The organism is Nonomuraea sp. NPDC003804, from assembly GCF_040610675.1.
Classification (GTDB): Bacteria; Actinomycetota; Actinomycetes; order Streptosporangiales; family Streptosporangiaceae; genus Nonomuraea.
The window spans coordinates 84,582-99,973 of sequence record NZ_JBEXMT010000020.1; the positions used below are offsets into that span (position 1 = coordinate 84,582).

The 15,392-nt window shown below is 70.5% G+C and carries 13 protein-coding genes; 4 read left to right on the top strand and 9 right to left on the bottom strand.

Annotation, left to right across the window (positions count from 1 at the left end; translation table 11 throughout):
- Positions 1-12 precede the first annotated feature (12 nt).
- From ABZX22_RS26255 to ABZX22_RS26270, 4 genes are read right to left on the bottom strand one after another with little or no spacing between them, the layout of a single operon-like run.
- A complete protein-coding gene (locus tag ABZX22_RS26255) occupies positions 13-588 on the bottom strand; it encodes an HdeD family acid-resistance protein (RefSeq protein WP_354913638.1) in 576 nt (191 codons plus the stop codon).
- The gene (locus ABZX22_RS26260) at positions 585-950 is read right to left on the bottom strand and encodes a PPOX class F420-dependent oxidoreductase (RefSeq protein ID WP_354913640.1); all 366 of its coding nucleotides are present in this window, start codon (positions 948-950) and stop codon (positions 585-587) included. The genes ABZX22_RS26255 and ABZX22_RS26260 overlap by 4 nt, the downstream gene beginning before the upstream one ends.
- Positions 947-1,600, bottom strand: a complete 654-nt coding sequence (locus ABZX22_RS26265) for a hemolysin III family protein (protein ID WP_354913641.1) — start codon at positions 1,598-1,600, stop codon at positions 947-949. The genes ABZX22_RS26260 and ABZX22_RS26265 overlap by 4 nt, the downstream gene beginning before the upstream one ends.
- A gap of 20 nt (positions 1,601-1,620) precedes the next feature.
- Complete coding sequence (locus ABZX22_RS26270; RefSeq protein WP_354913643.1) at positions 1,621-3,138, bottom strand: penicillin-binding transpeptidase domain-containing protein; 1,518 nt, start codon at positions 3,136-3,138, stop codon at positions 1,621-1,623.
- Between the two features lie 77 nt (positions 3,139-3,215).
- Here ABZX22_RS26270 and ABZX22_RS26275 point away from each other — a divergent pair, with 77 nt between their 5' ends.
- Both ABZX22_RS26275 and ABZX22_RS26280 read left to right on the top strand, forming a co-directional pair.
- Positions 3,216-4,043, top strand: coding sequence for a fused MFS/spermidine synthase (locus ABZX22_RS26275; RefSeq protein WP_354913831.1), 828 nt, complete (start codon positions 3,216-3,218; stop codon positions 4,041-4,043).
- A gap of 53 nt (positions 4,044-4,096) precedes the next feature.
- Positions 4,097-5,065: a pirin family protein gene (locus ABZX22_RS26280; RefSeq protein ID WP_354913645.1), complete on the top strand. Its 969-nt coding sequence runs from the start codon at positions 4,097-4,099 to the stop codon at positions 5,063-5,065.
- Between the two features lie 149 nt (positions 5,066-5,214).
- Here ABZX22_RS26280 and ABZX22_RS26285 read toward each other — a convergent pair whose 3' ends face one another.
- From ABZX22_RS26285 to ABZX22_RS26305, 5 genes are read right to left on the bottom strand one after another with little or no spacing between them, the layout of a single operon-like run.
- Complete coding sequence (locus ABZX22_RS26285; RefSeq protein WP_354913647.1) at positions 5,215-6,147, bottom strand: oligopeptide/dipeptide ABC transporter ATP-binding protein; 933 nt, start codon at positions 6,145-6,147, stop codon at positions 5,215-5,217.
- Complete coding sequence (locus ABZX22_RS26290; protein WP_354913649.1) at positions 6,147-7,091, bottom strand: ABC transporter ATP-binding protein; 945 nt, start codon at positions 7,089-7,091, stop codon at positions 6,147-6,149. Before ABZX22_RS26290 ends, ABZX22_RS26285 begins: the two co-directional genes overlap by 1 nt.
- On the bottom strand, positions 7,081-8,073 hold the full coding sequence (locus ABZX22_RS26295) for an ABC transporter permease (RefSeq protein WP_354913650.1): 993 nt from the start codon (positions 8,071-8,073) through the stop codon (positions 7,081-7,083). Before ABZX22_RS26295 ends, ABZX22_RS26290 begins: the two co-directional genes overlap by 11 nt.
- Positions 8,070-9,017 carry an ABC transporter permease gene (locus ABZX22_RS26300; RefSeq protein ID WP_354913651.1) on the bottom strand — a complete coding sequence of 316 codons (948 nt, stop codon included), beginning with the start codon at positions 9,015-9,017 and terminating at the stop codon, positions 8,070-8,072. Before ABZX22_RS26300 ends, ABZX22_RS26295 begins: the two co-directional genes overlap by 4 nt.
- Complete coding sequence (locus tag ABZX22_RS26305) at positions 9,014-10,705, bottom strand: ABC transporter substrate-binding protein (RefSeq protein ID WP_354913653.1); 1,692 nt, start codon at positions 10,703-10,705, stop codon at positions 9,014-9,016. Before ABZX22_RS26305 ends, ABZX22_RS26300 begins: the two co-directional genes overlap by 4 nt.
- Before the next feature lie 203 nt (positions 10,706-10,908).
- Between ABZX22_RS26305 and ABZX22_RS26310 the strand changes: the two genes are divergently transcribed.
- Positions 10,909-13,206 carry an immune inhibitor A domain-containing protein gene (locus tag ABZX22_RS26310; protein ID WP_354913655.1) on the top strand — a complete coding sequence of 766 codons (2,298 nt, stop codon included), beginning with the start codon at positions 10,909-10,911 and terminating at the stop codon, positions 13,204-13,206.
- 91 nt (positions 13,207-13,297) lie between these two features.
- A complete protein-coding gene (locus tag ABZX22_RS26315) occupies positions 13,298-15,313 on the top strand; it encodes a prolyl oligopeptidase family serine peptidase (protein WP_354913657.1) in 2,016 nt (671 codons plus the stop codon).
- Positions 15,314-15,392: the final 79 nt, after the last annotated feature.

Sequence of the window (15,392 nt, forward strand, 5' to 3'; positions counted from 1 at the left end):
GGACGGGCGGCCTCACGCGAGGCTCTTCACCTTGACCGACAGGATGATGATCGCGATCCCGTAGATGATCGCGAAGGCGCCGATCAGCCAGGTCAACGCCACCGCGCCGGAGGCCGGCCAGATCAGCAGCAGCACACCGAACACCACCGACAGCAAACCGCCGATGATCAGCATCCACTCGTTGTCGATGAGCTTGCGCAGCCGGATCCCCGCGATCACCTCCGCGATGCCCGTGAAGATGGCCCAGAACGCGATGATGTACAGCAGGGCGAGCGTCGTGACCCCCGGCCAGACGAAGGTGACGATTCCGGCCAGGATCCCGAGCACGCCGGACAGAATGAGCCATGCCCGGGACTCGACGTTGTGCCGGAAGGCGGAGATCAGCGAGAAGATGCCGTTGACGAGCGCGTAGGCACCGAAGAAGATCACAAGCACGAGGACCGTCATCCCCGGCCAGATGATCGCCAGGATGCCGAAGATCACCGCACAGATGCCCCGAATGAGGATGAGCCACCAGGTGCTTGCCAATTGCTCCATACCTGGTCTGCTATCCCAAAGCCTGGCGAATGCAGACCAGGCCGGAGTCAAATATCGGTGATCCGGACACCGACCGTGCCGGTGCGGCCCCTGCGCAGCAGGCTGCCGAGGATCACCAGCCTGCCCTGCAGGCCGTACTTGGCCCGCAGCAGTCCCCTGACGCGCTCGGTCTGCCCGGCGGAGAGGATCTCGGCGCGGCCCCGCACCGGCTCGCCGCGCAGCCGGCCGCGCACGTCGCAGGGGGCGACGGTCACTTCCGGGTTGGCCCGCATGCGTTTGACCTTGCCGGAGTCGGCGACGGTCCAGATCACGACGGCGTCGCCGTCCTGGGCCACCCAGACGGGGGTGGGCACGGGGGTGCCGTCCTTGCGATAGGTCGTCACGGAGACGTACTGCTCATGGCCGAGGTTCACGTCTGCGAGTAGACCACGATCGAGACGGCGATGTACTGCACCAGGTAGGCGGCGATCGTGAAGGCGTGGAAGACCTCGTGGAAGCCGAACCACCGAGGGGACGGGTCGGGCCTGCGTAGGCCGTACACGACGGCTCCGGCGCTGTAGAGGACGCCGCCGACGGCCACGAGCGCGACGGCCACCGGGCCGGCGCCCCGCAGGAGCTGGGGCATCACGAAGATCGCGGTCCAGCCCAGCGCCAGGTACAGGACGGTGTAGAGCCAGCGGGGCGCCGACATCCACAGCACCCGGAACAGCACGCCCGCCAGCGCGCCGCCCCAGGTGACGGCCAGCACGAGGATCCTGGGCAGCCCGTCGAGGGCCAGCAGTGCGAAGGGGGTGTAGGTGCCCGCGATGATCAGGTAGATGTTCGCGTGGTCGAACCGGCGCAGGACCTCGGCCAGGCGCGGGCCGAGCGTGCTGCGGTGGTAGGTGGCCGAGATGCCGAACAGCAGGCCCGAGGTGATCGCGTAGACGGCCGAGGCGAGCCTGGCCTGGACGGTCGGACCGAGGGCGACCAGGACGAAACCGGCGATCAGTGCCACGGGCAGGGCCCCGGTGTGCAGCCAGCCGCGGAGCCGAGGCTTGGGGAAGGTGGCGACACTCGTCATGAAACCTACGGTAGCGTAGGTTAGAGCGCCCCGAGGAAGCGGGCGGCTATGGGAACGGCCACTTTCGCCCCGGATCCGCCGTTCCTGACAAAGACGCAGAAGGCCAGATCGCCCTGGTAGCCGACGAACCAGGCGTGCGGCCTGCCCCCGGGCACCTCGGCCGTGCCGGTCTTGCCCGCGACGTCGGCGGCGAGCCCGGCGTCCTTGGCGGTGCCCTCGCTGACCACCTGCCGCATCATCGAGCGCAGGTCCTGGACGATCCGCTGGTCCAGGGTGACCTCGGCGGGCGGCGTCTCGTCGAGGCTCCTGGCCGCCTTGGCGGTCACCAGGCGCGGCGTCCGCCAGGTGCCGCTGTCGACGGCGGCGGCCAGCGCCGCCATGCACAGCGGCGAGGCCTCGACCGTGCCCTGGCCGATGGAGTTGAGCGCCAGCACGCTCCGGTCGGCCCCCGGCTGCAGCCGTCCGCAACGCCCGCCCACGCCGGTCGCGAGGTTCCTGCCGTCGAACCCCCAGTCGCGCGCCGCCTGCTCCAGCCGCGCGGCGCCCAGCCTGTCCAGCGCCTGCTGGACGAAGGTGGTGTTGCAGGAGACCGCGAACGCGCCGGCGAGGGTGGTGGCCGTCTGGTCGCCCGAGTTGACGATGCCCGCGTGGCTCGGCGGGCAGCTGATCGGGCTGGAGGCCGTCATCCCCGCCTTGAGCAGTCCCGCCGCCGTCACCACCTTGAACGTCGAGCCCGGTGGGAACAGCCGCTCGAAGGCGCCCGCCGCGTCCAGCCGGTCGGCCACGGCCAGGATCTCCCCGGTGCTCGCCTTGACCGCGACGATCGCGGCCTGCTCGGGCACGCCGTCCAGCGCCCTGGCCGCCGCCGCCTGCACCGGGCGCGAGAGCGTGACGTGCACCTGCCGCGCGGGCGGCGGCTGGAAGACGACCAGCGGCCTGGGGGCCGCGCCCCACGCGGTCGCCTTGATCGTCCAGCCGGTGTTCGTCTCGTCGAGCCGTTCCTTGAGCCGGTCGAGGTACGGCTCGGCGGCGCTGTCGCGCGGTAACGCCGCCCCCGACCTGGTGACCAGCTCGACGCCGGACACCTCGGTCTCCTCCAGCGACAGCACGCCGCCGTCGCGCAGCGCGGGGTGCAGGGTCTCGGGCCCCCAGAGCACCTTCCACGCGCCGTTCCGCACGGCCAGCCGCAGCGTCCCGGTGAACGCCCACGGCCCCATCCCCGTCAGCTCCCTGGTGCCGCTGAACGGCAGTTCGGCCGTCTCCTCGCCGGTGACCCTGAGACCGCCGGGCCGGAGGGTGAGCGCGTTGACCTTGAACTGCTCGCTGAAGGCGAGGTGCCGGTCGGCGAAGTCGGCGGGCGGGTCGGCCACCAGTCCTTCCATGGAGGTGACGTCGCTGCGCTGCCAGGCGGCCAGGTAGGCGTCGGCGGTGGCCATGGCGCTGCCGTGCACCCCTGAGGAGGCCACGAACGCGAAGGCGCCCGCGCCCCCCACCGCGCCCAGTGCGACGAGCAGCCCGACCAGCCTTCGCCTACGCATACGGTTCTCCCAGGGACAACTTCCACCTCGATATACCAGACAGGGAGCCGAACGTGACACGTGGACCGCGGGAGCCGATGCCCGGCCGCTATCCGGTGACCTTCGGCGAAGTCGAACTGTTGAAAGATCTGGACCGGCCGAACGGATGGATACTGTCCAAGGATGGCGTACCGCAGTCGTATGTGGATCTAGAAGATCCGACATATTTGGATTTTGAGTATGTACGGCTCATGGCGGACGTCATCGACGTCCTGCCGGAAGGGCCGCTGAACTGCGTGCACGTCGGAGGCGGGGCCTGTACGGTGCCCCGCTACGTCAGCGCCACCCGCCCCGGCTCCCGGCACATCGTCATCGAGCCCGACGCGGCGCTGGTCGAGCTCGTGCGTTCCCAGCTCGACCTGCGCTCGGTGCCCAAGCTGAAGGTGCGACCGCAGGGCGGCCGCGAGGGGACGGCGGACATCTGGGACGGTTCCACCGACCTGTTCGTGCTCGACGCCTTCTCCGGCGCCGCGATGCCCGTCGAGCTGGCGACGGCCGAGTACATCGCCGACGTCGCCCGCGTGCTGCGCGCGACGGGCACGCTGCTGGTCAACCTGGCCGACGGCAAGGGCCTGGCCTTCGCCAGGCGGGTGGTGGCGACCGTCCGCGACGCGTTCGGGTACGTCGCGCTGCTGGCCGACCCGGGTGTCATGCGCGGCCGCAGGTTCGGCAACCTGATCATCGCCGCCTCTCCCGTCGAGCTGCCCGTCGACCTGCTGACCAGGCGCGCGGCGGGCGGTCTCACCCAGGCACGCTGCGTGTACGGCGAGGCGCTGACCAACTTCGTCGCCGGCGCCTCCCCCATCCACGACGGCGACGCGGTTCTCGCCCCGGCCCCTCCCCCTGCGGTCTTCGGCCTGGAATAGTTGAATCCTAAACTTGGTTAGGGCAGTCGAACACCGCAGGAAAGGAGCGCGACATGCCCGCCGTCACCGTAGAGAACCTGCTCACACTGCCCCGCCTGCCCCAGCCCGACGTGACCGTGCCCGAGCGCAAGGTCCTGACGGTCGCCACCGCGCCCAGCGGGTTCGAGGGCGAGGGCTTCCCGGTGCGCAAGGCCCTGGCGACGATCAAGCCGGCCTACCTCGACCCGTTCGTGATGATGGACCAGATGGGCGAGGTGGACTACGCCCCTGGCGAGCCGAAGGGCACACCGTGGCACCCGCACCGCGGCTTCGAGACCGTCACGTACATGATCGACGGGGTCATGGACCACACCGACTCCCACGGCGGCGGCGGCACCATCACCGACGGCGACACCCAGTGGATGACGGCGGGCAGCGGCATCCTGCACAAGGAGGCCCCGCCCGAGTGGCTGGTCCAGAAGGGCGGCCTGTTCCACGGCATCCAGCTGTGGGTCAACCTGCCCGGCAAGGACAAGATGATGGCGCCGAAGTACCAGGACATCGGACGCTCCAACGTGGTCCTGCTGAGCAGCCACGACGGCGGCGCGCTGGTCCGCCTCATCGCCGGCGACGTGGCGGGGAACGTCGGTCCCGGCAGCACGCACACCCCGATCACGCTCCTGCACGCGACCGTCAGCCCCGGTGCGCAGCTCACGCTGCCGTGGCGCAAGGACTTCAACGCCCTCGCCTACGTCCTGTCCGGACACGGCACGGCCGGCGCCGACCGGCAGCCGATCACCAGTGGCCAGCTGGCGGTGTTCGACGGCTTCGGCGCCAGGCCGGGGCTGACCACCGACGGCGAGTGGCTGCGGATCGCCGCGCGGCCGAAGGACACGCTGGAGGTCATCGTGCTGGGCGGGCAGCCGATCGGCGAGCCGGTGGCACACTACGGCCCGTTCGTGATGAACACCCGCGCCGAACTGGTCCAGGCCTTCGAGGACTACCAGTCCGGCAGATTCGGCAGCATCCCCGCCGGTCACTGACCGCCACGCCGCACGCGGCCCCCGGGTCGCGTCCGGCGAGCACGGCCCCGCGCCACGCGAAAGCGCGGGGCCGCGGCTTCCGCGGCACTGCCGATTCTGCGGCACTGCCGATTCTGCGGCTTCTCCGGCTCCGGCGTGGAACCGTGCCGTCAGTCGGGGAAGTGGCAGGCCACCTCCCTGTCCCGATGGATCCGCAGCAGCGGGCGTTCGGCCGAGCACACCTCCTGGGCCTTCGGGCAGCGCGGGTGGAACGAGCAGCCCGGGGGCGGCGCGGCCGGGGACGGCGGGTCGCCCCTGAGCACGATCCGCTCCCGCTTGCGCTCCACCCGGGGGTCCGGCACCGGCACGGCCGACAGCAGCGCCTGGGTGTAGGGGTGGGCCGGGCTCTCGTAGAGGTGCCGCCGGTCGCCGATCTCCACGATCCTGCCGAGGTACATCACCGCGACGCGGTCGCTGACCCTGCGCACCACCGACAGGTCGTGGGCGATGAAGACGTAGGTCAGGCCGAGCTCGCGCTGGAGCTCCTCCAGCAGGTTGACGATCTGCGCCTGCACGGAGACGTCGAGCGCGGACACCGGCTCGTCGGCGATGACCAGTTTGGGCCGGGTGGCCAGGGCGCGGGCGATGCCGATCCGCTGGGCCTGCCCGCCGGAGAACTCGTGCGGGTAGCGGTCGGCGTGCTCGGGGATCAGGCCGACCATGTCGAGCAGTTCGCCCACCTTCGCCTTGACCCCGTCGACGCCCTGGACGACCAGCGGGTTGGCGACGATCTGCCCCACGGTCTGCCGCGGGTTCAGCGACGAGTAGGGGTCCTGGAAGATCATCTGAAGGTCGCGGCGCAGCGGGCGCATCTCACTCTGGCTGATGTGGGTGATGTCCCGGCCGTCGAACGTCATCGATCCCGCGGTCGGTTCGAGCAACCGGACGATCATGCGCCCCGTGGTCGACTTGCCGCAGCCGGACTCACCCACCAGGCCGAGCGTCTCGCCGCTGCCGACGGTGAACGACACCCCGTCCACGGCACGCACGGCCACGCCGCGCCGTACCTTGAACCGCATCTCCAGATCGGACACCGTCAGCATCAGGAACCTCCCAGGTGGCAGGCGGCGAGGTGGCCGGGAAGCGGCTCGGTCAGGGGCGGCAGGGTCGTCTCGCAGACGTCCATCCGGTGCGGGCACCTCGGGTGGAACGGGCAGCCGGGCGGCGGCGCGAGCAGCGAGGGCGGCGAACCCGGGATCGTCCACATGGGGTCGTCGTCCGCCTCGTCCAGCCGGGGCAGCGAGTCGAGCAGGCCGCGGGTGTAGGGGTGGCGGGAGGCGTCGAAGAGCGCGTCGGCGCCGGCCCGCTCGGCCACCCGCCCGCCGTACATGACCAGCACCTCGTCGGCCACGCGGGCGATCACGCCCAGGTCGTGCGTGACCATGATCACCGCCAGGCCGCGGTCCGCCTGAAGCCGGCTGATCAGCTCGAGGATCTGGGCCTGGACGGTCACGTCGAGCGCGGTCGTCGGCTCGTCGGCGATGAGCAGGTCGGGCTCGCAGGCCAGAGCCATGGCGATCATGACGCGCTGGCGCATGCCGCCGGAGAACCGGTGCGGGTGGTCCCCGGCCCGCTCGCGCGGGGAGGGGATGCCGACCTCGGCCAGCGTCTCGACCGCGCGCGCCGCCGCCACCCTCCTGGAGGCCCCGAAGTGCAGCCGGTACGCCTCGGCGATCTGCTCGCCCACCGTGTAGTACGGGTGCAGCGACGACAGCGGGTCCTGGAAGATCATCGCCATCCGGCGGCCGCGCAGCCGCCGCAGCGTCTCCTCCTGCGCTCCCACCAGTTCCTGCCCGTCGAAGACGACGGACCCGGTCACCTCGGCGCCCAGGTGCAGGCCCATCAGGGCGAGGCTGGTGACCGACTTGCCTGAGCCGGACTCACCCACGATGCCGAGGGTCCGGCCCCGGTCCAGGCTGAAGCCGACATCCTGGACGGCGCGCAGGCCCCCGAAGGACACGCCGAGTCCTCTGACGTCAAGAAGCATGGCGCACCCTCGGGTCCACGACGCCGTAGAGCAGGTCCACGACCAGGTTGGCGATGACGATGAAGAACGCGGCCAGCAGCGTGGTGCCGAGGATCACCGGGTAGTCCTGGCCCGTGATGCTGGACGCGGTGATCTTGCCGATGCCGGGGAGGCTGAAGATGCTCTCGGTGATGATCGCGCCACCGAGCAGCGCGCCCAGGTCCATCCCGAAGATGGTGACGATCGGCGTCAGCGCGGCGCGCAGGCCGTGCTTGACCACGACGGTACGGCGGCGCAGCCCTTTGGCCCTGGCGGTGCGGATGTACGGCTCCGCCATCGTCTCGATCATCGAGGAACGGCTCTGCCTGGCGTACATGGCGGCCGACAGCATGGCCAGCGCGATCCAGGCGAGCAGCAGGTTCTGCGCCCACAGCAGCGGGTCCTCGCTGAAGGCCACGTAGGTCGGGTAGGGGATGAGCTCGAGCCAGCGCACCGTGACGAACAACAGCATGGGCCCGACGAAGTAGATCGGCAGGGCGGCGGTGATCACGGTCGAGCCGACCAGCAACCGGTCCGCGACGGTGTCCTTGCGCAGCGCCGAGATCACGCCGACGGCCAGCCCGCCGACGAGCCAGAGCGCGGCGGCGCCGATCGCCAGCGAGAAGGTGATGGGCAGGCCCTCCAGCAGGATGTCCCAGACGAGTTGGCCGGTCTGCCAGGAGTAGCCCAGGCAGGGGAAGCCGCACTCGATCGCGTACTGCCCGCTGCCCATCGAACGTCCGGCGAAGATGCCGGTGACGTAGTCGGTGAACTGCGCCAGGACCGGCTGGTTCAGGCCCATCTGGTTGCTGATCTCGGCCAGCCGTTCGGCCGTGCAGCTCTTGCCGCAGGCGATGAGCGCCGGGTTGCTGGGCAGCAGGGTGAAGATGACGAAGGTCACCATGCAGATCGCCAGCAGGACGGCCGCCGCCGCGGCCAGCCGCCGCAGGATGTAGAGGATCATGTCCGCGCGCCCTTGGGGTCGATGGCGTCCCGCAGCCCGTCACCCAGCAGGCTGAAGCCGAGGATGACGAGGAACAGGCAGAGGCTGGGGATGGCGAAGTAGGTCGGGACGATGTCGTAGTAGAGGACCGCGTCGGACAGGATCTGCCCCCACGACGGGGTGGGCGGGCGGATGCCCACCCCGAGGAACGACAGCGCGGCCTCGGCGCTGATCAGCCCGGGGATCAGCAGCGCGCCGAAGGCGATGATCGGCCCCGACACGTTCGGCAGGATCTCCCGCAGCAGGATGCGGCCGGGACGGGCGCCGCTGGTGCGGGCCGCGTCGACGAACTCCCGGTGCCTGACCGACAGGGTCTCACCCCGGACGATGCGGGCGATGCCCGGCCAGCCGAAGAACCCGATGACCGAGATCAGCATGACGACCCGGTTGACGTCCGGGGTCACCGACATGATCGCGATCATGAAGATCAGGCCGGGGAACGACATCAGCAGGTCCATGAACCGGCTGATCAGCACGTCCACCCAGCCGCCGAAGTAGCCGGCGGCGATCCCGAACAGCACGCCGAGCGTCAGCACCACGGTGGCGCCGGCGAAGGCGATGAACATCGAGACCTGGGTGCCCATCACGACCCGGGAGAACAGGTCCCGGCCGCTGACCGGCTCGACGCCGAACCAGTGCTCGGCGCCGATCCCGCCCCAGGACCCCCGGGGGATCCCCGCCAGGGCGGCGTCGACGGCCGTGGGGTCGCGCTGGGCGGGGTCCCAGCCGTTGAGCAGCACCAGCAGCGGGGCCGTCAGCGCCACCAGGACGAAGAAGATCACCAGGCCGAGGCCGACCATCGCGGACCTGTTGCGGCGCAGCCGGGCGAATGCCTGCCGCCAGGGGCCGCGTGCCGCCGGGGTGGCCGGATCGGCCGCCCCGGTCTGTCGCGTGATCGTGCTCACCTGGCGATGCTCGGGTCCTTGAGCCCGATCTCGGCGAAGTCGGGGTTGCCCTCCCACACCGGGTGGCCCTTGACGTTGGCCACGTTGGAGCCGAAGAGGTTGTTCTGCTTGTTGAGCTGGAACGGGATGTAGGCACCGGTGGCCATGACCTGGGACTCCAGCGTCAGCCAGCCCTGGTCGGAGGCGATGGGGTCGACGAGCGCCTCGATCTCGTCAATCTTGGCGTCGATCGCGGGGTCCTTGAGCAGCGCCGCGTTGCCGCCGTGGTAGCCCTCGCCGATCAGCCGGCTGTCGGTGATCAGCGGCAGGAACGTGGAGCCGGACGGGTAGTCGGGGCACCAGCCGCCGATCTGCAGTTCGGGCATCTTGGACGGCGTGCCGTTGATGCCGCCCACCGCTGAGGCGTCGATCGTGTCGACCTGGAGCTCGAAGCCGGCCCGCTTGAGACCGGCCTGCAGGGCCTCGGCCTGCGGCTTGCCGCCGGGCGTGGTGACGAGGCGGATCTTCACGGGGAGCGGGACGCCCGACTCGGCCAGCAGCGCCTTGGCCTTCGCCACGTCGCCGGTCTGCGGGATCTTCAGGATGTCGCGCGGCACGCCGCCGGTGAGGCTGGGCGGCAGGATCGCGCCGACGATCTCGGCCACCTGCGGGCCGCCGCCCGCGGTCTGCATGGCGACCTTGTCCACCGCGTACTGCGCCGCCAGGCGGACCTTCTGGTTGTCGAAGGGCGGCTTGGCGGTGTTGAGGTAGACGATGCCGGTGCAGCCGTCGACCATGCTGCTCATCCGCGCCTTGACCTTCGGATTGGTGAAGATCTTCGGCAGGACGGCGAGCGAGACGTCGATGTACCCGAGGGCGGAGCGGTCGGCGCCCTGGTCGGCGATGAGCCGGGTGTCGGTCGTGGCGCTCCCGGCGGCCATCTTGACGACGATCCTGTCGGGGTAGGCCTTGCGGACGGAGTCGGTGGCCGGGTCCCAGTGCTCGTTGCGGACCAGGACCATCTCGGTCTTGCGCTGGTACTTCTCGATCTTGTAAGGGCCGGAGGAGAACGGCCGGTCGTCGTACCTGACGCCCGCCTCCTTGGCCGCCGGGACCGGGGCGAAGGTCGGCAGCGTCACGGTCTGTGCGAACTCGGCGACCGGCCGCTTGAGGCGGAAGATGATCGTCTTGTCGTCCGGCGTCTCGATCGAGTCCAGGTGCTTGCCGGACAGCGGGCCCTCGTACTTGTCGCTGACGAGGTACTTGCGAGCGTAGTCCGGGCCGCCGGTGAGGTCGGGCGAGAACGAGCGCTCGACGTTGTACTTGATGTCCTGTGCCCTGACGGGGGTGCCGTCCTCGTACTTGAGGCCGACTTTGAGGGTGAACTTCCAGGTCTTGCCGTTGTCGGAGGGCGTGCCCAGATCCGTGGCCAGGTCGGGGACGATCTCCGAGCTGTTGGCCTTGAAGGTGGTGAGCGTCCGGTAGAGGAGCCGGGCGCCGAAGCCCATGTCCCGCATGGTCCAGTTGCGGGCCGGATCGAGATGGTTGAAGTCGGCGCTGTTGAAGACGGTGAGGGTACCGCCCTTCACCGGCCCGCCGCCGGCCGTGGCCGCGGCGCCGGGCGGGGGCGACGATCCCCCACCGCCGCAGGCGGTCAGCCCTGCCACAAGCGTCGCGCATAACGCGAGCACGCCCTTGTTCCTCTTCATATGGCCCTCCGAGCGCGAATGGTCCAAGTCGCCCCGTAACTTAAATGTGTGACATAGCACTGACAACCCCTCGTTACCGAGCTGTTGTCTACTCGCCGACCAACTGAAGTTGACCGTTCAAATGACTCAAAGGTGGACCTTCCGCTGATGCATGAAATATGACACATTATGCGCCGATCTTTCTCTCGGAAGGAAGGCCACCCATGCGCACGCTGTCCGCCGTGCTCGCGGCCGGGCTGACCCTGGCGTTATCGCCGGGGCTCGCCGCGGCCGATCCCGCCCCGTCCCCCGCCACGAGCGCCTCCCCCGTGGCCGGCCCCGCGCCCGGCCCCGTCAAGAGCGGCCCCGCCGAGGACGGCCGCCGGGAGCAGCCCGTCAACCCCATCGCCGCCGAGCAACGCGCGTTACGCACCAAGGCCATGGAGCAGGTTCTCGCCGCAGGACCGCAGGCGCGCGGCCGCGGCGGCAAGCCCCGGGTCGGCAGGCAGTACGTCGAGCTGGCCTTAGAAAGAAAAGACCGGATATTCACCGTCCTGTCCGAATTCGGCGACCGCATTGACAACACCACGACGCACAACGGCCAGATCAGGTACGGCGGGACGCCCGGCCCGCTGCACAACACCATTCCCCGGCCGGATCCGCGCCACGACAACCACACCCTGTGGCGGAAGGACTTCGACCGGGCCTACTACCAGGACACCTACTTCGGGTCCGGCAACTCCCTGCGCAGCTTCTACCACCTCCAGTCCTCCGGCCGGTACGACATCGACGGCTACGTCTCCGACTGGGTGAAGGTCCCGTACAACGAGGCCCGGTACGGCACGCCGCGCTGCTCGGGCGGGCTGGACTGCGACACCCCGCTCTTCGACTTCGTCCGCGACTCGGTCGGCGCCTGGTACGAGGGCGAGCGGGCCAGGGGCCGCAGCGTCGCCGACATCACCGCCCAGCTCAAGACCTTCGACGTCTGGGACCGTGACGACTTCGACAACGACGGCGACTTCGACGAGCCGGACGGCTACCTCGACCGGTTCCAGGTGATCCACGCCGGCGTCGACGAGACCTGGGGCGGCGGCGCGCAGGGCGCCGACGCGCTGTGGGCGGTCAGCCACGACGCCTACTGGAACCTGCGCGGCCAGGCGGGACCGCCCGGCAACCCGCGCGGCGGCGTGCAGATCGGCGACACGGGGATCTGGGTCGGCAAGTTCCTCACCGCGGGCGAGAACAGCGGCGTCGGCCTCATCGCCCACGAGTACGGCCACGACCTGGGCCTGCCCGACCTCTACGCGTACGGCACGGGCGGCGACAACGGCGTGAAGTTCTGGTCGCTGATGTCGGACGCCTCCTACCTGGGCGACAGGAACGGGCCGACCGCCGAGTACCCCGGTGACCTCGACGCCTGGAGCAAGCTGCGACTGGGCTGGCTCAGCCACGAGCGGGCCAGGGCCGCCACCGACTCCACCCACACCCTGGGCGTCAGCTCGTACAACACCGACGACCCGCAGGCCGTCCTGGTCGACCTGCCGCCGCGCACGGTCAGCACGGAGCTGACCGACCCCGCGCAGGGCGCCTTCCAGTGGTGGAGCGGGAAGGGCGACTATCTCAACGAGACGCTCACCCGGCAGCTCGACCTCACCTCGGTGTCGTCGGCCGTGCTGACCGCCAAGGTCTGGTACCGGATCGAGCAGGACTTCGACTACCTCTACACCGAGGTGTCCGAGGACGGCACGACGTGGACCCGCGTCGGCCCGAGCCTGACCGGCACCTCGGACTGGACCGACCTGCGCGTGGACCTGGGCGCCTACGCCGGGAAGAAGATCTGGTTCCGCTTCCGGTACTCCACCGACACCAACACGGTCGAGAACGGGTTCCTGGTGGACGCCATCGACCTGCCGGGCGTGTTCTCCGATGACGCGGAGAACGGCGACAACGGGTGGACCGCGGTGGGCTTCAGCCGCGTCGGCCGGGTCGGCACCAAGGACCATCCGCGGGCCTACCTCGTGGAGAACCGGCGTTACGTGGGCTACGGGTCGTACCTGAAGACCGGCCCGTACAGCGCGGGCTTCCGCAACGACCCGAAGCGGGCGGAGATCTACGAGCGGTTCCCCTACCAGGACGGCGTGCTGGTCTGGCTCTGGGACACCTTCTACACCGACAACAACACCCAGCAGCATCTCGGCGAGGGCATGATCCTGCCGATCGACGCCCGCGCCGTCCCCCTCCAGTGGAACGACCACACCCGCGTGGGCGGGCGCACCCAGGTCTTCGACGCCACCTTCGGGCTCACCGCGACCGACCGCCTGCGCCTGCACAAGGACGGCGCCGCCACGGTCTTCCCGTCCGTTCCCGGCGTCCCCTCCTTCGACGACCGCACCGGCGTCTACTGGTACAGCACCTATCCGACGCTCGGTGTCCGTCCCCCGGACACCAACACCAGGATCGAGGTGACCGGGCAGGCCCGGCGCGGCCTGCGGACCACGATCCACGTGGGACCCGCCTCCTGACCGACCCGAGCGGGATGCCGCATCGGTCCTCGGTGCCGGAGATCGATGCGGCATCTCTCCCAGCCGCAAAAAATGTGATATGTCACACTGTGTGGCTGACCTCACTCTCCTCTCTCGCACCGGCCGTTTCACCTACGGCTCGCCCCGGGCGCTGACCGCCTTCGCGGACCGGGTCCTCTTCCTGCGGTCGACGGGCCCCGAGGACCCGGTCGAACGCCTGTGGTCCCTCGACCTCCCCAGCGGCGAGGAACGCCTGCTGGCCGACCCCACCGCCCTCACCGGCCGCTCCCCCGACCTCCCGGCGGAGGAGCGCGCGCTGCGCGAACGGCTGCGCCTGTGGGCTCCGGGCATCGGCTCCTACGACTCCGACGGCGTCCACGCGGTCTTCGCCCTCGGCGGCGAGCTGTTCCGCACCGACCTGGCCACCGGCGTCACCGAGGAGCTCGCGACCGCGAGCCCCGCCTTCGACCCCCGGGTCAAGGACGACAAGGTCGCCTACGTCTCCTCCGGCCGCCTCCACGTCCTGGACGGCGCCACGACCAGGGTCCTGGCCACCGAACCCGGCATCTCCTGGGGCACCGCCGAGTTCGTGGCCGCCGAGGAGCTGGGCCGCACCAGGGGGCACTGGTGGTCCCCCGGCGGCGACGCGCTGCTGGTCACCAGGGTCGACGAGCGTCTGGTGCCACGCCGCCGCCTGGCCGACCCCGCCGATCCCGAACGCGAGGCCGAGCCCCTGGCCTACCCCCAGGCGGGCGGCCACAACGCGATCGTCGAGCTGCACCTGCTCGGGCTGGACGGCACCCGCAGGCAGGTCATGTGGGACGACCGCCGCTTCCCCTACCTGTCCGCCGTGGACTGGGCCGAGCGCGACCGGCCGGTGATCACCGTGCTGGACCGGCTGCAGCAGCACGGCCGGCTGCTCGCGGTCGACCCGGCCACCGGCGCCACCACGGAGCTGCACGCGTTCGCCCACCCCCAGTGGATCGAGAACGCGCCCTTCCTCCACGAGGGCCGGATCCTGGAGATCGTCGAGGTGGACGACACCCAGGCCCTGGCCATCGACGGCGTCGTCGTCACCCCGACGTCGCTGTACGTCCGGCGGGTGGCCGGCTCCCACGGCGACGACCTCCTCCTCGAGGCCGCCGAGGAAGAACCGGCCGAGCAGCACGTCTACCGCCTGGCCCGCGACGGCGCCCTGACCAGGATCACCGGCGAGCCCGGCGTGCACAGCGCCCTGACCGGCGGCCCGACGATGGTGCTGACCAGCGGCACCATGGAGACCATGCGGACCCGCCGGATCGTCGGCGACCTTGAGCTGCGCGACCTGTCGGCGGCCGTGCCGTACCGCCCCCGCCCGGTCCTGGACCGCGTCACCGAGCACCGGCTCCCCTCCTCCGTGCTCTACCCGACCGGCCACGTTCCCGGCGAGAAGCTGCCCGTGCTGCTCGACGTGTACGGCGGGCCCGGGTACCAGGCGGTCGCCCTCGAGCCGGGACGGTGGATCCGCCGCCAGTGGTGGGCCGACCAGGGCTTCGCCGTCGTCACGGTCGACAACAGGGGCACGCCCCACGTGTCGGTCTCCTTCGGCCGGGCGATCTTCCGGCGCTTCTCCCAGGTGGCGCTGGACGACCAGGTGGCGGCCCTGCGCGAGCTGGCGGGCAAGCACCCCGACCTCGACCTGTCCCGGGTGGGCGTGCGCGGCTGGTCCTACGGCGGCTACTTCGCCGCGCTGGCCGTCCTGCGGCGGCCCGACGTCTTCCACGCGGCCTGCGCGGGCGCCCCGCCCACCGACTTCCGCTGGTACGACACCGCCTACACCGAGCGTTACCTGGGCCTGCCGGAGGACAACCCCGACGGCTACACGGCGGACTCGCTGATCCCCGACGCGCCGGGGCTGGAGCGGCCGCTGCTCCTGCTGCACGGCCTGGCCGACGACAACGTCTACCCGCTGCACACCCTTCGCCTGTCGGCGGCGCTGACCCGTGCCGGGCGGCCGCACGCCACCGTGCTGCTGCCCGGCGTGAGCCACATGACCCCGGACGGCGTCGCCGAGAACCTCATGGCGATGGAGCTGGACTTTCTCCGGCGCGAGCTCCAGAGGGGGTGATCGAGGCGGGCTCCCCGAAGGGTGCCGGCAGCCGGGCGATTTGAACGCTCAAATTCGCTCTCCGTTCGCCCGCAACTAA